The organism is Sorangium sp. So ce362, assembly GCF_051519845.1.
Classification (GTDB): domain Bacteria; phylum Myxococcota_A; class Polyangia; order Polyangiales; family Polyangiaceae; genus Sorangium.
The window spans coordinates 10,702,675-10,722,595 of the sequence record NZ_CP150332.1 but is presented as its reverse complement, the minus strand read 5'-3'; the positions used below and the strand labels follow the sequence as shown (position 1 = coordinate 10,722,595).

Annotated in this window: 17 protein-coding genes and 1 pseudogene; 10 read left to right on the top strand and 8 right to left on the bottom strand. The window is 70.9% G+C overall.

The features are described 5' to 3' along the window. The first annotated feature begins 124 nt into the window (after nt 1–124). Together WMF17_RS41275 and WMF17_RS41270 are read left to right on the top strand one after the other, a co-directional pair. Complete coding sequence (locus WMF17_RS41275; RefSeq protein WP_437599034.1) at nt 125–460, top strand: HU family DNA-binding protein; 336 nt, start codon at nt 125–127, stop codon at nt 458–460. Nucleotides 461–603: 143 nt separating this feature from the next. Next, nucleotides 604–2,034 (top strand): ABC1 kinase family protein, encoded by a 1,431-nt coding sequence (locus WMF17_RS41270; RefSeq protein WP_437599032.1) that lies wholly within the window; start codon nt 604–606, stop codon nt 2,032–2,034. Here the strand turns inward: WMF17_RS41270 and WMF17_RS41265 are convergent. Beyond that, complete coding sequence (locus tag WMF17_RS41265) at nt 2,031–2,699, bottom strand: hypothetical protein (RefSeq protein ID WP_437646480.1); 669 nt, start codon at nt 2,697–2,699, stop codon at nt 2,031–2,033. The genes WMF17_RS41270 and WMF17_RS41265 overlap by 4 nt on opposite strands. 99 nt (nt 2,700–2,798) lie before the next feature. Between WMF17_RS41265 and WMF17_RS41260 the strand changes: the two genes are divergently transcribed. Beyond that, complete coding sequence (locus tag WMF17_RS41260; RefSeq protein ID WP_437604360.1) at nt 2,799–4,076, top strand: citrate synthase; 1,278 nt, start codon at nt 2,799–2,801, stop codon at nt 4,074–4,076. 95 nt (nt 4,077–4,171) lie between these two features. Here the strand turns inward: WMF17_RS41260 and WMF17_RS41255 are convergent, their stop codons facing one another. After that, nucleotides 4,172–5,383 carry a serine/threonine-protein kinase gene (locus WMF17_RS41255; protein ID WP_437599030.1) on the bottom strand — a complete coding sequence of 404 codons (1,212 nt, stop codon included), beginning with the start codon at nt 5,381–5,383 and terminating at the stop codon, nt 4,172–4,174. Between the two features lie 92 nt (nt 5,384–5,475). Then, nucleotides 5,476–5,697 carry a hypothetical protein gene (locus WMF17_RS41250; RefSeq protein WP_437599029.1) on the bottom strand — a complete coding sequence of 74 codons (222 nt, stop codon included), beginning with the start codon at nt 5,695–5,697 and terminating at the stop codon, nt 5,476–5,478. A gap of 156 nt (nt 5,698–5,853) precedes the next feature. Between WMF17_RS41250 and WMF17_RS41245 the strand changes: the two genes are divergently transcribed. From WMF17_RS41245 to ggt, 4 genes are all read left to right on the top strand, one after another. Further along, nucleotides 5,854–6,951, top strand: a complete 1,098-nt coding sequence (locus WMF17_RS41245) for a hypothetical protein (protein ID WP_437646479.1) — start codon at nt 5,854–5,856, stop codon at nt 6,949–6,951. Between the two features lie 76 nt (nt 6,952–7,027). Beyond that, the gene (locus WMF17_RS41240; RefSeq protein WP_437646478.1) at nt 7,028–8,080 is read left to right on the top strand and encodes a WD40/YVTN/BNR-like repeat-containing protein; all 1,053 of its coding nucleotides are present in this window, start codon (nt 7,028–7,030) and stop codon (nt 8,078–8,080) included. Between the two features lie 217 nt (nt 8,081–8,297). Then, nucleotides 8,298–9,134: a hypothetical protein gene (locus WMF17_RS41235; RefSeq protein ID WP_437646477.1), complete on the top strand. Its 837-nt coding sequence runs from the start codon at nt 8,298–8,300 to the stop codon at nt 9,132–9,134. A 189-nt stretch (nt 9,135–9,323) separates the two neighbouring features. Next, complete coding sequence (ggt, locus tag WMF17_RS41230) at nt 9,324–11,216, top strand: gamma-glutamyltransferase (protein WP_437646476.1); 1,893 nt, start codon at nt 9,324–9,326, stop codon at nt 11,214–11,216. Between the two features lie 55 nt (nt 11,217–11,271). Here ggt and WMF17_RS41225 read toward each other — a convergent pair whose 3' ends face one another. Beyond that, nucleotides 11,272–11,985: a universal stress protein gene (locus WMF17_RS41225; RefSeq protein ID WP_437599023.1), complete on the bottom strand. Its 714-nt coding sequence runs from the start codon at nt 11,983–11,985 to the stop codon at nt 11,272–11,274. A 125-nt stretch (nt 11,986–12,110) separates the two neighbouring features. On the opposite strand from WMF17_RS41225, the gene purB reads away from it, so the two are divergent. Together purB and WMF17_RS41215 are read left to right on the top strand one after the other, a co-directional pair. Continuing rightward, the gene (gene purB, locus WMF17_RS41220) at nt 12,111–13,409 is read left to right on the top strand and encodes an adenylosuccinate lyase (protein ID WP_437599022.1); all 1,299 of its coding nucleotides are present in this window, start codon (nt 12,111–12,113) and stop codon (nt 13,407–13,409) included. 49 nt (nt 13,410–13,458) lie between these two features. Continuing rightward, nucleotides 13,459–15,255: a DUF885 domain-containing protein gene (locus WMF17_RS41215; RefSeq protein ID WP_437646475.1), complete on the top strand. Its 1,797-nt coding sequence runs from the start codon at nt 13,459–13,461 to the stop codon at nt 15,253–15,255. Between the two features lie 72 nt (nt 15,256–15,327). On the opposite strand, the pseudogene WMF17_RS41210 reads toward WMF17_RS41215, so the two are convergent. From WMF17_RS41210 to WMF17_RS41195, 4 genes and pseudogenes are all read right to left on the bottom strand, one after another. Then, nucleotides 15,328–15,651: pseudogene (locus tag WMF17_RS41210) on the bottom strand (flap endonuclease); the annotation flags it as partial. Between the two features lie 29 nt (nt 15,652–15,680). Then, nucleotides 15,681–17,261, bottom strand: a complete 1,581-nt coding sequence (locus tag WMF17_RS41205) for a lactate racemase domain-containing protein (RefSeq protein ID WP_437599019.1) — start codon at nt 17,259–17,261, stop codon at nt 15,681–15,683. 72 nt (nt 17,262–17,333) lie between these two features. Next, nucleotides 17,334–17,996, bottom strand: a complete 663-nt coding sequence (locus WMF17_RS41200; RefSeq protein ID WP_437482888.1) for an HAD family hydrolase — start codon at nt 17,994–17,996, stop codon at nt 17,334–17,336. A 73-nt stretch (nt 17,997–18,069) separates the two neighbouring features. Then, nucleotides 18,070–18,837, bottom strand: coding sequence for a phosphoadenylyl-sulfate reductase (locus WMF17_RS41195; RefSeq protein ID WP_437646474.1), 768 nt, complete (start codon nt 18,835–18,837; stop codon nt 18,070–18,072). A gap of 79 nt (nt 18,838–18,916) precedes the next feature. Between WMF17_RS41195 and WMF17_RS41190 the strand changes: the two genes are divergently transcribed. Then, on the top strand, nt 18,917–19,903 hold the full coding sequence (locus tag WMF17_RS41190; RefSeq protein WP_437646473.1) for an ArsA family ATPase: 987 nt from the start codon (nt 18,917–18,919) through the stop codon (nt 19,901–19,903). The last annotated feature ends 18 nt before the right edge of the window (nt 19,904–19,921 follow it).

Below are 19,921 nucleotides of genomic sequence, written 5' to 3'. Positions count from 1 at the left end.
ACGCGCCCCCCGGGGCAAGAAACCCCTTTTTTTGTAGCTCCGATCGATGATTCGACACTGGATCTGCGGCGGCCGTTGTGTTTCCTTTGGCGCGCAAGAGGCACAAACCTCAGGAGGAATGAACATGGCGGCGAAGAAGACCGACGGGAAGAAGAGCGCGTCGCTCAGCAAGAGCGCGCTGATCAACGCGGTGGTCGAGGCGAACGAGAACGAGGTCTCGCGCAAGCAGGTCAAGGCGATCCTCGAGTCGCTGACCGACATCGCGTACAAGGAGCTCAAGAAGAACGGCATCTTCACGATGCCCGGCTTCGCGAAGTTCCGCGTCATCAAGAAGCCCGCCACCAAGGCGCGTGAGGGGATCAACCCGTTCACGAAGCAGCCGATGACGTTCGCGGCCAAGCCGGCCAGCAAGTCGGTCCGCGCTCGCCCCATCAAGGCGATCAAGGACTCGCTGTCCTGAGCCGATCCGGCTCGCTGGAGGGCTCCTGGACGCGGCGAAGGCCCGCGGCGGCCCCCTCTCCGGGACCCAATCGTCCCCGGGGAGCGAGCATGGCTGGCCCCGCGCAGCCCCTGCGGTAGCATGGTGCGGCTGCTCTGCCGCACATGACGCTCGCCGTCCGACTCCTCCGCGCGCTGTTTACATTCTCGGTCATCCTGACGAGCTACCTGATCCAGCTGGGGCTCGGGCGGGTGTTCGCGATGCGCCTCGGGCGTGGCCGCGCCGCGCGTGAGCTGCCTGGCTGGCTCACCGCCCGCCGCGCCCGGGTCGATCAGAACAACGCCCGACGCCTGCTGCGCGCCATGCTCAAGCTGCGGGGCGTCTTCATCAAGCTCGGCCAGGTGCTGTCCATCATGGGCGGCTTCCTTCCTCGGGCCTACGGCAAGGAGCTCGAGCAGCTCCAGGACCAGGTCCCGCCCCACCCCTTCAGCGATCTCGAGGCCGCGCTGCGCGCGAGCTTCGGTCGCTCGGCGAGCGAGCTGTTCGCGTCGATCGAGCGCGCGCCGCTCGCGGCCGCGTCGCTGGGGCAGGTCCACGTCGCGCGCCTCCGCGACGGCCGCAAGGTCGCGGTGAAGTTCCTCTACCCGGGCATCCGCGGGATCATCGCCGTCGATCTGCGCGTCCTGCGCCTCGCCATCCTTGTCTACAAGCGGTTCGTCCCGGTCGGGCGCATCGAGCGGGTGCACGAGTCGCTCGTCGACCTGCTCCGCCGCGAGACCGACTACCTGCACGAGGCCGCGTGCATGGAGCGGATGGCGGAGAACTTCGAGGGGGACGCCGGCGTCGCGTTCCCGGAGGTCATCCACGAGCTCACCACGCGCGACGTGCTCACGATGACGTTCATGGAGGGCATCAAGATCACCCGCCTCGACGCGCTGCGGAGCGCGGGCGTGGAGCCCTCGGACGTGGCGCTCCGGCTCGTGCAGGCCTTCTACAAGATGCTCTTCGCGGATCGCTTCTTCCACGCCGATCCGCACCCGGGGAACTTCCTCGTCGCCGCGCGGAGCGCGGAGGAGGGCGGCGGCTTTCGCCTCGTCGTCCTCGACTTCGGCGCGATCTGCGAGGCCCGGGGCGAGCTCATCGACGGGCTGCTCGACATCCTGAAGGGCATCTTCGCGCAGGACGACGCGGCGGTCGTCCGTGGCTTCCGGCGGATGGGCTTTGCCGCGCCCGGGGGCAACGACGCGCTGCTCGAGCGGACCGTGAAGGCCTATTTCGCGAAGCTGCTCAAGATCCGGGATCGCACGCCGGCGGCGCTGATGCGCGCCCGCCCCGAGCAGCTGGAGAAGCTGGCCGATCCCGAGCTCGAGCGCGGTGAGCTCCAGGAGCTGATGCGCTCGTTCGAGTACCCCGAGGACTGGTTCTACGTCGAGCGCGCCTGCGTGCTCCTCTTCTGGCTGGCCGCCCAGATCGATCCCAACCTCGACACGATGGCGGCCGGCTTCCCGTATCTGATGCCGCTGATGGCCGAGCGCGAGGCCAGGGCCGGGTCGGAAGGGCCGAGCCCGCCGGCGCGCCGGACGCCCGAGCGCTAGCGAGACGGGGGGTCGAAGCGCGGGCCGGGGCGGGCCAACCCGAGCCGCGCCAGGAAGGGCGCATAGCTCGCGTCGCGATCCGCCATGATCTCGGCGAGCCTGGCCTTGACCTCGGCGATCCCTGCCCCTTGAAGGCGCCGGTAATTGTCCTCGGCAGGGTCGGCCACAGGCTCGACGCCCGCCCCGGCGAGGACGGTCCCCGAATGGTTCAACCCCTCTGGAATCATCTGCACGAACGGGTCCGGCGCGTGCCGGAGGAGGCCGACGAGCCGGTGCGAGTTGGTCTCGTCCCCCGCCATCTCGGGGTGGAACGCGGCCAGCACCGGCGCGGGGTTGCGCAGCCGCCGCAGCTGTTCACCCAGGCGCGACGCGAACCGCTCGAACTGGGGCGACGGAGTGTGGATGCACGGGAAAACCAGGTGGACGACCGCGGACTCGGCCTCCAGCACGGCCGCCAGCGCCGTCTCCAGGACAGGCTCGCGATCGATCAGGACGTAAAAGCGTCCGAATCCGGTTGCGGCGTCGCGCATGAACGGGCAGAGCCGGTGACGAGCGATGACCTCGTCGGCGTAACGCCCGTGGACCCGCCGCACCTCGGCCGCGAGCCGAGGCGCCTCCGGGTGATGGACCAGCTCCCCCCGCACGACCGTCTCGTTCAATCGCATCACCTCATTTCTTGAGGAAGAAATCTGCCCTCAGCTCGTGATAGCTTACGCCGCGCTGCGGCGGAAGGAGGAGGCGTGCAGGAGACCGCGAAGTTTACGCTGAATAAGAACGGTGTGGAGCAAACGATCGAGCTGCCTGTGATCACGGGCACCGAAGGGGAGAAGGCGATCGATGTCGCATCCCTTCGCTCGAAGACCGGGTACGTCTGCATCGACCCGGCCTTCGTCAACACGGCCTCGACCACCAGCTCCATCACGTTCCTTGATGGGGAGAAGGGCGTCCTCCGCTACCGCGGCATCCCGATCGAGCAGCTCGGCGAGAAGTCGACCTTCGTGGAGACCTCGTACCTCCTGATTTACGGCAAGCTGCCGAGCAAGAGCGAGCTGTCGCGGTTCTCGACGCTGCTCACCCGGCACTCGCTCATCCACGAGGACATGAAGCGCTTCTTCGACGGCTACCCGTCGACGGCGCACCCGATGGCGATCCTGTCCGCGATGGTGCTCTCCCTGTCGAGCTACTACCCGGAAGCGATCGACGTGAAGAACACCGACCACCTCGACATCACGATCGCGAGGCTGCTCTCCAAGGTGCGCACGATCGCCGCGTTCTCGTTCAAGAAGTCGATCGGCCAGCCGTTCGTCTACCCGCACAACTCGCTCTCGTACTGCGCGAATTTCCTCAACATGATGTTCTCGGTCCCGGCGGAGCCGTACGAGATCGACGAGGACATCGTGAAGGTGCTGAACCTGCTCCTCATCCTGCACGCCGATCACGAGCAGAACTGCTCGACGTCGACGGTGCGCCTCGTCGGCAGCTCGAAGGCGAACCTCTTCGCCTCGGTCGCCGCGGGCATCTGCGCGCTGTGGGGCCCGCTCCACGGCGGCGCGAACCAGGAGGTCGTGACGATGCTCGAGGCGATCCGCTCCGACGGCGGCGACGTCTCGAAGTTCATCAAGCTCGCGAAGGACAAGACCTCGGGCTTCCGCCTGATGGGCTTCGGCCACCGCGTCTACAAGAACTACGACCCGCGCGCCGTCCTCATCAAGGCGGCCGCCGACAAGATCCTGGCGAAGCTCGGCATCAAGGATCCGCTGCTCGACATCGCGCAGCGGCTCGAGGAGACCGCGCTGCGGGATCCGTACTTCGTCGAGCGGAAGCTCTACCCGAACGTCGACTTCTACAGCGGCATCATCTACCGCGCGCTCGGCTTCCCCACGAACATGTTCACCGTCATGTTCGCGCTCGGTCGCCTCCCCGGCTGGATTGCCCACTGGAAGGAGATGAACGACGATCCGAGCGGCAAGATCGGCCGCCCGCGGCAGATCTACACGGGCGAGAACGCCATCGACTACACGCCGCTCGACGACCGCGCCTGACCGCGGCGGGGCCCCCGCGGTCCCGCCTGCAGCCCCCGAGCCCTGCCTGCCACGCGAGCCGCCGCGCTTGCCGGCGGCGGACCCCTCGCGGCCCGTCAGCAGCTCAGCAGCAGCAGGACGACGATCACCGCCACGATGACGCCCGTGGCGAGCGAGGCGCTGCCGACGAGCAAGAGCAGCTTGCCCGTCGACCATTGCGTGAGCGGCGTGCCGGCGCCGCGGGGCACCGTCGCGCTGTCGTCGAGCGTGCGCTCCGGCCGGCTCATCGAATGGACGGGGGGCGCGGCGGGCTCCACCACGGTCGGCTGCGGGCGAGCGCTCGGCGACACGCCGCCGGGCGAGGGCGGCGTCAGCGGCGGCGCCGGCTGCGACAGCGGCTGGCCGGCGCGGATCCGCCCCTCGAGGACGGCCTGCGCGTACGGGGGCGGCCGGCCGGCGAGCACCGTACGGACGTCCGCGCGCATCGTCTCGGCGTTGGGGTAGCGGTGGAACTTGATGAACGCCAGCGAGCGATCGACCACGGCCGCGACGGCGGGCGAGATCCCGGGCGTCACCGAGGCGAGCGGCGGCGCCGGCTCGGTCGCGGCAGCGATGACCTCCATCGCCTCCGTCACCTCGCCGTGCACCTGCCGGCCCGAGAGCAGGCGGAACATCGTCGCCCCGACCCCGAAGAGATCCGTCCGCCCGTCGATGTCGTGGATGAGGCCCGTCGCCTGCTCCGGCGCCATGTACGTCGCCGTGCCCATGATCATGCCGGTCTTCGTCGCGGTCTTCTCGGGCAGGCCGGTGAGCCCGTCGACGACGCGCGCGATGCCGAAATCGAGCATGCGAACGCGGCCGTCGTTGCCGAGGTGGATGTTCTCGGGCTTGAGATCGCGGTGCACGACGCCGCGCGCGTGCGCGATCGCCAGCGTCTCGAGGACCTGGTCCGCGAGCGCGAGCACCTCGCCGGGCGGCATCGTCCCGGTGCGCGCCATCCGATCGAAGAGCGTCTCGCCCTGGAGCGCCTCCATGGTCAGGTACGCGAGCCCCTCCGGCGTCTCGCCGGAGCCGAGCACGCGCACCACGCCGGGCACCGCGTCCGCTCCGCCGAGCGTGTTCCCGATGAAGCCCTCGCGCAGGAAGCGCTTCCGCACCTCCGCTATCGCGTTGAGCTCCGGGTGCAGCACCTTCAGCGCGACGTGCGAGCCGTCCGCCGCCCGTCCGAGCAGCACGCTCCCCATGCCGCCGGTGCCGAGCACGCGCTCGATCCACCACGTTCCAGCGAACGTCTTGCCGACCCAGTGCTCCGCGTCGTCGTCGTACACGCCAGGCGCCCTCGTTCGACCCGCCGCCATCCGAGGAGAGGGATGCTCGGCGGCGAAGCAACTGGTAGGCCGCTCCGCGGCAGGCGCGCAAGTTAATTGATGGCGGTCGTGCCGAAACGGGGGTCGTCGTCAAGCCGCTCGGCCGCCGCCTTGACCCCGGAGGCGACGCCGCGGAACGCGTCAGCCGGCATGCGAAACGTCACGCCGGGGCCGAGGAGTGTCACGTGGACGGTACCGCACCCGCACCGGGTGACGCGCGTCGCCTCATTCGAGGCAAGCTCCGTGTGTGGACCGCATTTCTTGGGCGCCGCCATGGTTGAACCTCTCCCACATCCTAGCAGCTTCTGTCCCCGTTCAGCCACGACGGCCTGGCCCCCGTCGGAACCCTGCTGGCCTCGTGACATCAGGGTCATGAAATTGCCCAACGGTGTATATCTCCATCATTGCTGCTGCATTGCCTGGAGGGACTCATGGCTGCTCGACCGCTGACGCTTGGTTTGCTTGTGCTGGGTGCTGTCGCCTGCATTGACGACCGCCCGAGCCCCGCCCCGGGGCCGGCGGTGGACGAGTCGCTGCTCGATCCGCCTCCGGCGGGCGAGGGCTTCCAGATGCAGACGGAGGACATCGAGGTGCCGCCGGGGGTCGAGCAGCAGGACTGCTATTTCTTCAAGGTCCGCGACCTCGCCGCGTCGAACGGGCTCGACCCGGACGCGCCCGTGAACCTCCACCGGGTGCAGATCGCGCAGCGCGACGGCTCGCACCACATGAACATCTTCCGCGTGCGGACCATCAAGGGGTTGGGGCCGGAAGGCGGGCTCCTTCAGAAGAACCAGGACGGCGTGGGGGAGTGCTTCAAGAGCCCCAACTGGGCCGACTGGCCGCTCCTCGCGAACTCGCAGCAGGACGGGCGGCTCGACTGGGAGTTCCCCGAGGGCGTCGCGAACGTCCTTGGGCCCGACGAGTGGCTCATGCTGCAAACGCACTACGTGAACGCGACGTCGCAGAAGACCCCCCAGGCAGTAGGCCGCGTCCGGGTGAACTTCTGGGCGCTGCCCACCGAGGAGGTGACGGCGGAGATGGGCACCGTCTTCGCGACAAAGCAGTCCATCCGTGTCTGCCAGTCGAACCCGCGGCCCACGTTCGAGGGCTCCTGCCAGATCAGCAGCCCATCTCCCGTGAAGATCATCGGCGCCAACGGCCATTTTCACAGCCGGGGCACGCGCTTCGACATGTACACGTGGGATGGCACGACGATCGGCACGCCCCCGGCCTCCGATCTCTTCTACACCTCGAGCTCGTGGGACGACCCGCCGATGCTCACCTCACCGGAGCTCGACCTGGAGCTCCCGAAGAACGGCGGCGTCTGGTACGGCTGCACCTACGAGTGGCAGCCGCCGGACCCCGCCGTGGGGTGCAGCGGCCTCGACGAGTACGACGTGACAAAGAACGAGACCTCCGAAGAGCAGCTCGATTGCTGCTACACGTTCGGCCCGATCGTCGAGAAGAACGAGCACTGCAACATCTTCGTCTACTACTATCCGAAGCAGGACGACGTGTTCTGCAACTGAGCTCCCGGACCGCCGCGCGCGCTCAGCGCGCACCGACAGGATCGCTCGAGCTCGCTCCAGCCTGGTCTTGACCCCGATGCGCACCTGCCTGCACCCCGTTGTCGCGATGGCGCTCGGGGCGGCCGCCCTCGCCGGCTGCCCCGACAATCCTGTGACGCCGCCGCCGGATGACGGACCGCCGGCGTGGCGCGTGCTGCTCGACGAGGGCGATCTCGATCGGGCGGTCCTGTCGATCTGGGGGACGGCGCCGGACGACGTGTTCGCCGTGGGGGGGCCGCTCGGCAACACGGGGCTCGCATCGCTCGCGCTGCATTACGATGGGTCGACGTGGCGTGAGCTCCCGGCGGGCGGAGAGGAGACCTTCTGGTGGGTGGCCGGCTCCGGTCCGAAGGACGTCTGGATGGTCGGCGAGCTCGGCCGCGCCGTGCGATGGGACGGCGAGGCCTTCACGAGGTACGAGACCGGGACGGTCGCTACGCTGTGGGGCGTAATCGCGTTCGCTCCCGACGATGCCTGGGCCGTGGGCGGCACGCCCGGCAGCAGCGCGGCGGGGGAGAAGGATATTGTCCTCCACTGGGACGGCAGCGCATGGTCGAGAGAGGCGTTGCCCGAGGAGCCCGGCCGCGCGCTCTACAAGATCTGGGGCGAGTCGTCCGACGACCTCTATGCCGTCGGCGAGTTCGGCGTGATCTGGCATCGCGCGGGCAAGACCTGGGAATTGCAGTCCGATCCGCCGATCGCGCAGGGCACCTTGTTCACGGCCGCCGGCTGCAGCCGTGACGAGGTGTACGCCGTCGGCGGGAGAGACGTGCTCCGCTCGGACGGCGAGGCGTGGCGCCGGCTCGAGATAGAGCTCACCAACGACGTGAACGGCGTCGCCTGCGGCCGTCCGGGCGAGGTGGCGATCGTCGGCTACGGAGGCCTCAAGCAGCGCCTCGTCGGCGGGGCCTGGATCGACGAGTTCACGGACGAGCCGTATGCCGACCTCCACGCCGTCTGGGCCGACGGGAAGGGGGCCTTCTGGGCGGTCGGCGGGGACTTCCTCAGCCGACCGACGCCGGGCAGGGCCCGCAAGGGCGTGGTGGCGCGCTACGGAGCCGGGCAGATCGCCGACACTGTGAGCCGATGATCACCAGGCCGCATGTCCTCTCACCAGCCCGGACATGCGCGCAGTATGGCATGTCGCCTCGGCGCGCCGTGAACTCGGCGACACGCCACGGCGGGGCGAGCACGACCGTAGAGACTTTTTTCCTGGGAAATGCTTCAAGGGGTGGTGCTGGTCGTCCGATTGCAATACCCGCGGAGACCACACGCGGATCCCGCGCTCCCAACCCAGGAGAATTGACATGCGACGGACTATTGCTCAGCTTGTTGTAAGCGTATTTACTTTTGCTGTTCCCCTGGCCATCACTTCCACCGCGTCGGCGGCGCCCGGCCCGGAGGCTTGTGGAAATGTCCAGCTCGCTGCGAGCGCAGCATGTGAATTTCGCACCTCGGGCGGGTGCACCGCGAGCTGCGAGCCGGTCAACCTCACGGCGGCGTGCGCCGGGAAGTGCGAGGGCGATTGCAACGCCAGCGCGACCGCCGAATGCAACGTCGAGTGCTCCGGGGATTGCTCCGCCAAGTGCGAAGTCGATCCCGGGAAGTTCGACTGCAGGGCGAGCTGCTCGGCGAGCTGCAAGGCGGACTGCAGCGGCAAGTGCTCGGCGGAGGCCAGCGGGGGCAGCGCGCAGGCGGAGTGCGAGGGGGCGTGCAAGGCGAGCTGCGACGGCGAGTGCAGCGCGAGCTGCGAGGTGACGCCGCCGAGCGCGGATTGCCAGGCCAAGTGTGATGCGAGCTGCTCCGGGGAGTGCAAGGCCGAGGCGAACTTCAAGTGCGACATCGACTGCAATGCGGAATGCACGGTCGATCTCAAGGGCGGGTGTGAGGCGCGGTGCACGCAGCCGGAAGGCGCCCTGTTCTGCAACGGCCAGTATGTCGATGTCGTCGGGAGCCTGCAGGACTGCCTGGAGTACCTGAGCACGCTGGAGATCGAGGTCGAGGCCCACGCCGAGGCCGAGGCCAGCGTCTCCTGCGCCGCCGCGCCGGGGTCGTCCTCGTCCGCGCCGTTCGCGGGCACCGGGCTCGCGGCGCTCGTCGCGGGCGTGGGCGTGGCCGCCGCGCGCCGCCGCAAGCGGTCCTGAGCGAGGGCCGGCGCACCTGACGGCGCAGGCGAGGCCGTGGAGGCGCCTCCAGACGGAGGCTCCTCCACGGCCTGTCGCGCGCCGCGGGGGAGCGCACCCTCGCCTCGTGCATCCATCCTCCAGGCCGGGGCGCCCCGCGCGGCCGGGCCTGGGTTTCTCCGGCACCGTAGTAGATTCGCGCCCACCTTGATGACCCTGCATCGTCGTTCGAGGCCGCGCTGGGTGCTCGCCCTCGCGCTGCTCGCCGGCTGCGAGGCCCGCACGCCGCCCGCCCCACCCGCGGCGGCGCCCGCGACGTCCGCCGCGCCGGCCCACGCCAGCGCCGTCGCGGCGCCGAAGGCCGCGAGCGCCCCGGCGCCGCCGGCGGCCGCCGTGGCGGATCCGGCGCCGTTGCCCCCGGATCCGCCGATCGCGCTCGCCTCGGGCGGCGCGCGGGCGGTGCGCGGCGACGCCGGGCTCGTGACCTCGGTCGAGGAGCACGCGACGCGCGCCGGCGCCGACGTGCTGCGGCGCGGGGGCAACGCGATCGACGCGGCGGTCGCCGTCGCGTTCGCGCTGGCGGTGACCCACCCGAGCGCGGGCAACATCGGCGGCGGTGGCTTCATGATGGTCCGCCTCGCGACGGGCGAGACCCAGGCGATCGACTTCCGCGAGGCCGCGCCCGCGTCCGTGACCACCGCGTCGAACATGGCCATGGTGCGCGCCGGCGCGTACGGCTACGCGTCGGCCGGCGTCCCGGGCTCGGTCGCCGGCCTCGCCCTGGCGCACGAGCGGTTCGGCACCCGGCCGCTCGCCGAGCTGCTGGCCCCCGCGATCTCCCTGGCGCGCAAGGGGCACCGCCTCGGCGCGCGGCAGGAGCTGACGCTGCGCTGGTCCTGGCCCCGGCTGAAGACCGACCGGGCCGCGAGCGCCATCTGGGGGCGGGGCAAGGCGCCGCTCGCCCAGGGCGAGCTGGTGCGCCAGCTCGATCTCGCCCGCACCCTGGAGACGCTCGCCACCGAGGGCCCGCGCGCGTTCTACGAGGGCGCGATCGCCCGGAAGATCGCCGCCGCCATGCGCGAGCACGGCGGCCACATCAGCGAGGGCGACCTGCGCGCCTACCAGGCGAAGTGGCGCCCGCCGCTCCGGTTCTCGTACCGCGGCTTCACCGTCGACACGATGCCGCCCCCGTCGATGGGCGGCGTCGCGCTCGCCGAGATCATGCTCACGCTGGAGAGGCTCAAGGCCCACGAGGCCCCCGCAGACTCCGGGCTGTCGCTGCACCTGTTCGTCGAGGCGGCGAAGCGAGCCTACGCCGACCGGCGAAAGGTGAGCGCCGACCCGGATTTCGTCCCGCCCGAGACGGCGCAGCTGCTCGCGAGGCTCCTCGACGGGAGCGCCCTCATGCGCCGCACGCCGCCCATCGACCCGGAGCGCGCCACGCCGGCGGGCGAGATCGCGAGCGCGGCGGGCGCGCTCGCGCCGGAGTCCCCGCAGACGACGCACTTCTCGGTGATCGACGCGCAGGGCAACGCGGTCTCGTGCACGACCACGCAGTCGGCGAGCTTCGGCGCGAAGATCGTGATCCCCGGGACGGGCATCCTGCTCGGCAACGCGATGGGCGCGTTCTCGGAGACAGGCATCAACGCGGTCGCGCCGGGCAAGCGCATGGCGAGCTCGATGACGCCCACGCTCGTGAGCCGGGACGACAGGGTAGCGCTCCTCCTCGGCTCGCCCGGCGGCGATACCATCCCGAACACCGTGGCCCAGGTGCTCCGCAACCTGGTCGACCACGGGATGACCATCGACGAGGCGGTCCGCCGCGCGCGCATCCACCACCAGTGGCTGCCGGACCGGGTGCGCGTCGAGCGGCTGACGCCGCCGCCGCGGGCCGCCCTCGACGACCTCGCGCGGCGCGGGCACGCGGTCGTGCTGGACCCGATGCCGATCGGCGACGCGAACAACATCCTCGTCGACGCCGCCGGCGTGGCGTGGGGGTACGCCGACACGCGCGAAGGGGGCACGACCGAGGGGGTCGGCGCGCCCGACAAGCTCGGGCCGGCGGCGCAGGCCGGCGCGTCGCCGGCGTCCAGCGCGCGGTAGGTCGCGGGCGGGCGGCGACGTCGAGCGCGCCGCCGGCGTCCAGCGCGCGGCGGCGTCAGCGCAGCCTCGGGTCGTACTCGGCCGCGTCGGCGTCGTCGTCCTCCTTGGGGCGCACGACGACGACCGGGCACGGCGCGTTTCGCACGATCCGATCGGCGGTCGAGCCGCCGAACAGCCGCTGGAGCGGCGACTGCGGGTGCGTGGCCACGACGATGAGATCGGCGCTGAGCTCCCGGGCGAGCGAGACGATGGCCCGGTCGGGGCGGCCCGTGCGGAAGTGCATCGCCATGAGCCGGGCCTGGCCGTCCGCGAAGCGGTGCTGGAGCACCCGGAGCGAGGGCGGCGGCGACGACGCGCCCGGCACCGTCACGTCGCGCACCGCGGGGGCGACCTGCCGCGGGCCGACGACCACGGCGTGGATCTCGGTCTCGCCCCGGAGCGCCGCCAGGTCGAAGGCGAAGCGCCACGCCCGCCCGCCCGGCTCCGACAGGTCCATCGCGACCACCACGATGTACGGCTTCAGGAGGCGAGCGGCGCGCGCGGTCGCGCGGGCCGGCTCGCTCACGGGGGCGGCGACCTCGCCGGCGCGCCCCTCCGGCTCGCCCCGGCCAGGCTCGCCCGGGTGGCCCGCGGGCGCCCTGGCGGTTCCGGTCGGCTCGCTCGCCCCCGCGGGCAGCGTCTCCGGCGCGGCGTCGCTCTCCCGGGGCGGCGGACAGGCGACCGGCCTGCCCAGGTGGGCGTGCGCGGGCGCCGGTGCTTCGGTCGGCATCGCGCGCAAACGTTTGCAACGCGCCGCGCGACCGCAAGCGCCGTACGGCCCGTTGCGACGGCGAGCGCGTGCCCCGGCCCACTCCATCCTTGACGCACCCTCCAGACCTTCGCAGCGTCCCGCCCATGATCCCCCGCTACACCCCGTCCGAATTCGAAGATCTCTGGTCGCCCGCCACCCGATTCTCGACCTGGCTCGAGGTGGAGCTCGCCGCCTGCGAGGCGATGGAGGCCGAAGGGCTCGTGCCCGATGGCATCGCGAGAGGGATCCGGGCGAAGCAGCTCTCGCTCGATCCGGAGCGGATCGAGTCGATCGAGCGCACGGTCAAGCACGACGTCATCGCCTTCCTGACGCACGTCGAGGAGCTGGCGGGCGAGGGAGCGCGGTGGCTGCACCGGGGGATGACCTCGAGCGACGTGCTCGACACGAGCCTCGCGATCCAGCTCGTCCGCGCGGCGGATCTGCTCTCGGCCCGGCTCGACAAGCTCTGCGACGCGCTCGCGCGGCGCGCCGACGAGCACCGGCGCACCCCGATGATCGGCAGGAGCCACGGCATCGCGGCCGAGCCGGTCACGTTCGGCCTGGCGCTCGCGGGCCACCTCGCGGAGATGAAGCGCGGAAGGGCGCGCCTGCTCGCCGCGCGCCAGGCGATCGCGGTCGGGAAGATCGCCGGCGCCGTCGGGACGTACGCGCACCTGTCGCCGCGCATCGAGGAGCGCGCGCTCGCCGCCCTGGGCCTGCGCCCCGAGACGGTCTCGACGCAGATCGTCGCGCGCGACCGCCACGCCGAGTTCTTCGCCGCGCTCTCGCTCATCGCGGCGGGCATCGAGCGGCTCGCGACCAACGTGCGGCACTGGCAGCGCACCGAGGTCCGCGAGGCGGAGGAGCGCTTCTCCGTGGGCCAGAAGGGATCGAGCGCGATGCCTCACAAGCGCAACCCCATCCTCAGCGAGAACCTGTGCGGCCTCGCGCGCATCGTGCGCGCGGCCGTGATCCCCGCGCTCGAGAACGTGTCGCTGTGGCACGAGCGCGACATCTCGCACTCGTCGGTCGAGCGGATGATCGCGCCCGACGCGACCTCGACGCTCGGGTTCATGCTCGACCGCGCCGCGGGGCTCGTCGACGGGCTGGTCGTCTACCCCGAGAGGATGCGCGAGAACCTCGACCGCACGGGCGAGCTCTTCTTCAGCGAGGCGGTGCTGCTGTCGCTCGTCCAGAAGGGCAGGCCGCGGCAGGCGGCCTACGAGCTCGTGCAGCGCTGCGCGATGCGCGCCATCGCGGGCGAGGGCCGCTTCCGCGACAACCTCGCCGCCGACGCCGACGTCGCCGCGCTGCTCGCCCCGGACGAAATCGCGCGCTGCTTCGACCTCGACCACGCGCTCTCGCACGTGGACGCGATCATCGATCGAGCGCTCCGCGACTAGCCTGCGCCGTTGACCAGCACAGGCCGGTTTGACAGGCTCACGGCCCGTGATGGCCGCCCCTGCAACCCCACCCGTCTGCCGCCCGCGTCGCCTCGCGGCGCTCGCCGCGCTGCTCGCGCCGCTCGCCGCCTGCAGCGGGGGCGCCTCGGCGCCGCCTCCCTCCACGGGCGCGAGCCCGCCCGCCGCCGCGCCCCCGGCGGCCGCGGCGCCCGTGGAGCCCGCGCGGCCGCTGGAGGCGCCGCGGGAGCCGTTCGCGGCGCTGCGCGACCGGATCCTGCGCGAGTGGGTGACGGACGAGCCGGCGTTCGCGCGCTCGCGCGGGCTGCACGACCAGGACGGCAAGGTCGGCGACTACTCCGCCGCGGCGATCGAGCGGAGGCTCGCGCGCCTCTCGCGTGATCGCGCGGCCCTCGCCGCGATCGACGCCGCGGCGCTCTCCCCCGACGAGGCGCTCGACCGCGCGCTCATCCTCCAGCAGATCGACCTCAAGCTCTTCCACGGCAGGGACCTCGAGGACTGGCGCCGGCAGCCGCAATTCTACGGCGAGCTGTTCGGCGTGAACCACTACCTCGATCGCGCGTATGCGCCGCTGCCCGAGCGCGCGAGGCGCCTCCTCGAGCACGAGAAGGCGGCGCTGGCCCAGGTGCCGCGCATCCTCGAGAACCTCGCGAGCCCGCTGCCGAAGCCGGTGGTCGAGGTCGCCGTGAAGATCTTCCGGGGCTACGCCGAGTACCTGCGCGGCGACGTCGTGAAGCTGCTCGAGGGCGCGGGCGACGCCGCCTTCCAGGCTGATTTCGAGGAGACGAACGCGGCGCTCGCCGGCGCGGCGGAGGGGCTCGCCGAGCACCTGGCCAGGGTCGAGCTGCCGAAGGGCGACGCGAGCCACGTGCTCGGGGAGGCGCGGTACAGGAAGCTCCTCCTCGCGCAGGAGGGGCTCTCGATCCCGCTCGCCGAGCTCAAGAAGATGGGCGAGGAGGACCTCGCGGCGAACAAGGCGGCCTACCAGGAGCTCGCCCGGAAGGTGAAGGCCACCCGGCCGAGGGCGGAGCAGCTCCTCGCCGAGGCGACGCGGGTGATGGAGGCGTCGCGCAGGTTCGTCGTCGACCGGGGGCTCGTGAGCCTCCCGTCCGACGAGCGGGCGCTCGTGAAGGAGACGCCGCCGTACATGCGCTGGAACTCCGCGTTCCTCGACGCGCCGGGGCCGTTCGAGCGGAAGGGGCTCGAGGCGTTCTACTACATCACGAAGCCCGACCCCTCCTGGCCCAGGAAGGAGCGGGAAGAGTACGTGATGTCGCGCGGGACGCTGGTCTCGACGACCGTGCACGAGGTCTACCCGGGGCACTTCGTCCAGGGCCTGTGGGAGAACCGCGCGCCGACCGAGGCGCAGAGGATGTTCGGGAGCTACTCGTTCGTCGAGGGCTGGGCCCACTACGCCGAGCAGATGATGATCGAGGAAGGGTTCGGCAAGGAGGACCCACAGAGCCGGCTCGGTCAGCTCACGGACGCGCTGCTGCGCAACTGCAGGGTGGTCGCGTCGCTCGGCGTGCACGCCGAGGGCATGGGGCTCGACGAGGCCGAGCGCCGCTTCGTCGACGACTGCTTCCAGGATCGCGCGACGGCGCGGGAGCAGGCGGTGCGCGCGACGTTCGACCCCGGCTACTTCGCCTACACGCTCGGCAAGATCCAGATCCTGAAGCTCCGGGAGGAGGCGAAGGCGGCCCTCGGCCCGGCGTTCTCGCTTCGCCGCTTCCACGATGCGCTCCTCGCGCACGGTTCGCCGCCCGTGCCGCTCCTCCGCGAGCGCGTGCTCGCCGAGCTCAGGGCCCCGGAAAAGAAGCCGCCTTGATGGAGGCCCGCGGGCCGCGCTCCGCTCACGCCTCCGGCGCCCAGCGCGTCGGCCGCGACCTCAGCGTGCGCACGTCCATCGCGTCGCACCACGCCTCGAAGCGGCCGCGCGGCACGCCTCCTCGACCGGATCGAACTGCCCGCGCAGCACGGGATCCATGCCCTCGTCGCTCTTGTACCCGGCGAACAGGTCGTTCCTGAACGAGCGGATCGGGTTGTCGAAGGCGACCGCGAGGTGCGTGACCTCCTCGTCCGCCTGGTGCACGAGCGCGAGGAGCGAGGCGACGACGCCCACCGTCGCCTTCGCGTCCCAGCCGGTGGGCGCGCGGTGCCCGGGCCGCTTCGAGAAATGGGCCCGGAAGAGCTCGTACGTGCCGTCGATGAGGTGCAGCCGCATGGTGGCTCCTCCCGCGGGCGGCGCGCCCGCTACGCCGTCATGTCGGCCATGAAGATCGGCGGGCTGTGGAGGGCCATGATCTCCGGCGTGGCCGGGGCCGACTGCTTCGCCATCCGGAGCGCCTCATCCATCGTGCGCGCCGTCTCCCAGCCGAGCAGCTGCGGGATGTACTCGTTGTCGGCGCCGACCACGATCATCCGGCCGATGTGCTGCCGGCCCGCCTCGCCCCAGTACCACATGAAGAACGGGTGGGTCGGGTGGTACGCGTGCCCGAAGCGGTACATCTCGATGTACGCCGGGTTCTCCGAGAACTTCTTCTCGTACCGCTTGTGCAGCTCCATCGCGTCGCGCGTCTCCGGCAGCAGCCGGTGGACGAACTCGATGTACGGGGCGTGGTGCTCGTTGTCGAACAGGTCGGTGCAGGGGTGGAGGATGATCATCGTCCCCCCCTTCTTGAGCATCGGCGCGCCCCGGTAGAGGTTGAACATGTAGCCGTTCGCCATCACCTGCACGAGCAGCGGGTTCAGGAACGAGTTCACGTTGTACGGGCTGATGTACGGGATGCCCGTGACCAGGATGTCGGCCTGGCCCGTGACCGGGACGAGGTACTGGTCGAAGCTGCGCTTCAGCGTGTGCTCGTGGACGGCCTCGGTCTCGCCGGCGAACACCCCGGTCACGCCGTACGGCGACGGGACGCGCTGGAAGATCGCCTGGCGCGCGGGCTGCGGCACCTTCGACAGCGTGAAGCGGAGGGCGCGCAGCGCGCTCTTCTCGCCCGCGCTCAGGTCGTCCTCGTTCCGGGCGAGGAACTCGAGCGGGCGATCGAACATGCGGTTGTTGATCGTCGTCTCGATCGTGAAGACGTTGAGCTTCTTGTTGGCCAGCCGGCCCATGCGCTCGACGCTCGTGTGCAGCGCGGAGCTCTTCGGATCCATGTACGAGTAGCAGTCGCGCATCACCCGCGGGTTGTGGTGCGCGCGCAGGCTCCTGTACCCGCACAGGCCGACCGAGACCGACTTGTGCCCGCCGTCCATCGGCACGAGGTTCAGGTTCACGTAGATCACGAGATCGCTGTCGACCGCGCGCTTGTTGAGCTCGACCTCCTCGCCCATGTCGGTCGTGCCGATGTGCTTCATGTTGGCGAGGTTCTCGGCGTCGTGGTTGTAGAGCTTCTTCGGCCAGTAGGCGTTGAAGATCCTGTCGCCGACGATGTGGCGGACCTCCCAGTCCTTCATGCGCCGGTGGACGCTCGTGGCGATGATGATCTCCACGTCGTCGACGCCGTAGTCCGAGAGCAGGTCGAGCACGATGGTGAGCACCCGCTCGCGGATGTCAGGCCGCTTCATCGGGGGCAGCGGCAGCGAGATGTCGTCCACCGCGATCGTGACCTTCATCCCCGGGCGGAGCTTTGCGTAGAGCGGCTCCGAGTTGTACGGGTGGTTGATCGCGTAGCGGATCGCGGCGTCGACGTCCTTCAGCGGCTCGATGGGCGGCTTCGCGTAGAGCACCCGGGTGCCGGTGGGCAGGTCGACCTCGACCAGCTGGTCGCCTGAGAAGAGCACCCGGGGGGCGCTGCGGCTGTCTAGCGTGACGACGCAAGGATGGCTCATGGGGCTTTCAGAGCAGGGGGTGCGACGTGTTGGGCTGTGGCGTGGCTCCCCGCCGTCCGGCGGGGGCCGGGGTCATGCGGCGAGGTGGAGGATCGGCCAGTGGTAGGCCTGCGCGAGCAGCTTCAGCTTGCGGTCCGGGTTCACCGCCGCCGGGTAGCCGACGACCGAGAGCATCGGGACGTCCGAGTAGCTGTCCGAGTAGGCGAAGCACTCGTCGAGGTCGTGCCCGCGCGCGTGCGCGTGCTCGCGGATGAGGCGCGCCTTCTCGGGCCCGGCCACCACGGGGCGCAGGAGCTTCCCCGTCGCGAACCCGTCCTTCACCTCGAGGCGGTTCGCGATGATGCCGGTCGCGCCGAGGTGCTCGGCGAGCCGCTGCATCAGGAAATCCAGCGCGCCGGAGATCAGGACGACCTCGTGCCCCTTGTCGAGGCTGCACTTCACGAGGTCCCGCGCCTTGCCGTAGATGGCCGGCTTGAGCACCTTCGCGAACGCCTCCTCGGCGAGCGCGACGAGGCGATCCTCGGAGACGCCGTCGAACGAGCTGAAGAGCAGCTCGTTGAAGAGGCGCCGATCCTGGAGCTCCGCCATCGCCATCCAGGGCGCCTTCACCAGAGCGCGGCCGAGCTTCGCAAGGCTGTGCATCGGCGTCGGCTGGTTCAGCATGTAGAACACCGTCGGGTGCACGAGGTTGGTCGTGACCAGGGTGCCGTCTACGTCGAAGTAGCTCGCCGGCATGCAGGGCAAATCTCCCTGCATCCCGTTTGAGTCAAGATCGAGCTGCCGCGAACCGGTGTTCGCAGGCGAATCGTCACGTCGCGAAGAGGCGCTCGTACCGGTCGTCGAGCTCGATGCCGCCGTCGGTCTCGCCCCGGTCGACCGGGTTGATCCCGCAGTATTCGACGCTCGCCAGGTGGCGCCAGCGCCCGGCGCGCTCGGGCTCGTCGGGCAGCACGGGCGTCGTGCACGGGAAGCAGCCGATGGTGCGGAAGCCCATGGCGTGCAGCGGGTTCTCGATCGCGTCCGGGTGCGCGGCGAAGTGCGCGTCGAGCGCCTCGCCGCTCAGCGAGGCGAACGGGTGGACGCGGAGCACGTTGTTCGCCGGGTCGAGCCCGAACGGCGCGACCTTGGCGCGGGCGCCGCCCTCGCCCCGCCGGAGCGCCGCGACGAACGCGTCGTAGCGGTAGCGGATGGCGTTCAGCGGGGCCGACTTGCGGAGGTCGCAGCACCGCTCCTGGCCCTCCTTCGAGAGGTAGAGCAGCCCCTCCTCGCGCGTCTGCTGCGCGAAGGTGCGCTCGGGCGAGAGCGTCACGACGCGCAGGTTCGGGTGGGTCCGCGCGAGCTCGTCGCGGGTGGCGAGCGTCTCGGCGTGGAGCACGCCGGTGTCGACGAAGATCACGTCGAAGGCGAGCCCGGCCCGGTCGGCCATGTGGCACAGCGCGGTCCCGGCCCGCTGCATGCTGCTCATGATGGCCGCGCGGGGGCCGAAGGACTCGCGGACGAAGCGGAGGAGCTCGACGGGCGACGCGCCCTGGAAGCGTCGGTTCAGCGGTTCGAGGTGTCGCTCGGTGATGCGCATGGGCGATGGATAGCAGAGCCCGTTTCCCTGATCCGGGTTGCCTTCGCCTGAGCTTGCGCCTAACTCCGCTGACGCGGAAATGACCAGCGCCCATCTAGCCTTGCAAGCGGGCGGGCTCGGCCAGGATCTGCCGGAGCTCGAGCGCCGGCGCTTCCTGTTCGTGACCGGCAAGGGAGGCGTCGGGAAGACGACGATCTCCGGCGCCCTCGCCCTCGCCTTCGCCGCCCGCGGCAAGCGCGTCCTCGTCGCGATGTGCAACACGAAGGAGCGGCTCTCGGCCATCCTCGGCACGAAGCCGATCGGCCAGGAGGTCACCCAGGTGGCCGAGCGCGTGTGGGCGGTGAACATCTCGCCGGACAAGGCGCTGCGGGAGTACGGCGAGATGGTCCTCAAGGTGCGGGCCGCCGCCGATCTCGTGTTCGACAACAAGTACACGCGCACCTTCTTCCGCGCGGTGCCCGGGCTGTTCGAGTGGGCGATGCTCGGCAAGGCCTGGTTCCACACGACCGAGCTGCTCCCGGACGGCTCTCCCCGCTTCGATGTGGTCCTGCTCGACGCGCCCGCGACCGGGCACGGCATGGACATGCTGCGCGTGCCCAAGGTGATCCTCGACGTGGCGCCGCCGGGCATCCTGCGCCGGGACGCCGAGGCGGCGTGGACGATGTTCAGGGATCCCGCGCGGAGCGGGGTCGTCGTGGTGACGCTCCCGGAGGAGATGCCGGCCACCGAGACCGTCGAGCTCGTGGCGGAGATCCGGGGCGAGCTCGGCCTGCCGGTCCACCGGCTGATCATCAACAGCGTGCTGCCGCCGCTGTTCTCGCCCGAGGAGCGGCGGGCGCTGCTTGTCGATCCGGAGCGGCTCGACATCGCGGCGCCGGCGCGGGCGGCGGACACCGCCGAGAGCGCGATCGTGGCCGGCGCGCGCCGGGCGATGCGCGAGTCGGTGCAGCACGAGAGCCTGGCCCGCCTGCGCCGTGATCTCGACCTGCCGACCGTGATCCTGCCGTTCCTCTTCGACGAGGCCTCGACGGTCGCCGGCACCCGCAGGCTGGCCGCGCGGCTCTGAGCGGGGCCCGATGCCGGC

What these genes read in the sequence shown, in the direction of transcription:
- WMF17_RS41275 (WP_437599034.1), top strand. Translation starts at nt 125, where the DNA reads ATGGCGGCGAAGAAGACCGACGGGAAGAAGAGCGCGTCGCTCAGCAAG.
- WMF17_RS41270 (WP_437599032.1), top strand. Translation starts at nt 604, where the DNA reads ATGACGCTCGCCGTCCGACTCCTCCGCGCGCTGTTTACATTCTCGGTC.
- WMF17_RS41265 (WP_437646480.1), bottom strand. Translation starts at nt 2,699, where the DNA reads ATGCGATTGAACGAGACGGTCGTGCGGGGGGAGCTGGTCCATCACCCG.
- WMF17_RS41250 (WP_437599029.1), bottom strand. Translation starts at nt 5,697, where the DNA reads ATGGCGGCGCCCAAGAAATGCGGTCCACACACGGAGCTTGCCTCGAAT.
- WMF17_RS41245 (WP_437646479.1), top strand. Translation starts at nt 5,854, where the DNA reads ATGGCTGCTCGACCGCTGACGCTTGGTTTGCTTGTGCTGGGTGCTGTC.
- WMF17_RS41240 (WP_437646478.1), top strand. Translation starts at nt 7,028, where the DNA reads ATGCGCACCTGCCTGCACCCCGTTGTCGCGATGGCGCTCGGGGCGGCC.
- WMF17_RS41235 (WP_437646477.1), top strand. Translation starts at nt 8,298, where the DNA reads ATGCGACGGACTATTGCTCAGCTTGTTGTAAGCGTATTTACTTTTGCT.
- ggt (WP_437646476.1), top strand. Translation starts at nt 9,324, where the DNA reads ATGACCCTGCATCGTCGTTCGAGGCCGCGCTGGGTGCTCGCCCTCGCG.
- WMF17_RS41225 (WP_437599023.1), bottom strand. Translation starts at nt 11,985, where the DNA reads ATGCCGACCGAAGCACCGGCGCCCGCGCACGCCCACCTGGGCAGGCCG.
- purB (WP_437599022.1), top strand. Translation starts at nt 12,111, where the DNA reads ATGATCCCCCGCTACACCCCGTCCGAATTCGAAGATCTCTGGTCGCCC.
- WMF17_RS41215 (WP_437646475.1), top strand. Translation starts at nt 13,459, where the DNA reads ATGGCCGCCCCTGCAACCCCACCCGTCTGCCGCCCGCGTCGCCTCGCG.
- WMF17_RS41205 (WP_437599019.1), bottom strand. Translation starts at nt 17,261, where the DNA reads ATGAGCCATCCTTGCGTCGTCACGCTAGACAGCCGCAGCGCCCCCCGG.
- WMF17_RS41200 (WP_437482888.1), bottom strand. Translation starts at nt 17,996, where the DNA reads ATGCCGGCGAGCTACTTCGACGTAGACGGCACCCTGGTCACGACCAAC.
- WMF17_RS41195 (WP_437646474.1), bottom strand. Translation starts at nt 18,837, where the DNA reads ATGCGCATCACCGAGCGACACCTCGAACCGCTGAACCGACGCTTCCAG.
- WMF17_RS41190 (WP_437646473.1), top strand. Translation starts at nt 18,917, where the DNA reads ATGACCAGCGCCCATCTAGCCTTGCAAGCGGGCGGGCTCGGCCAGGAT.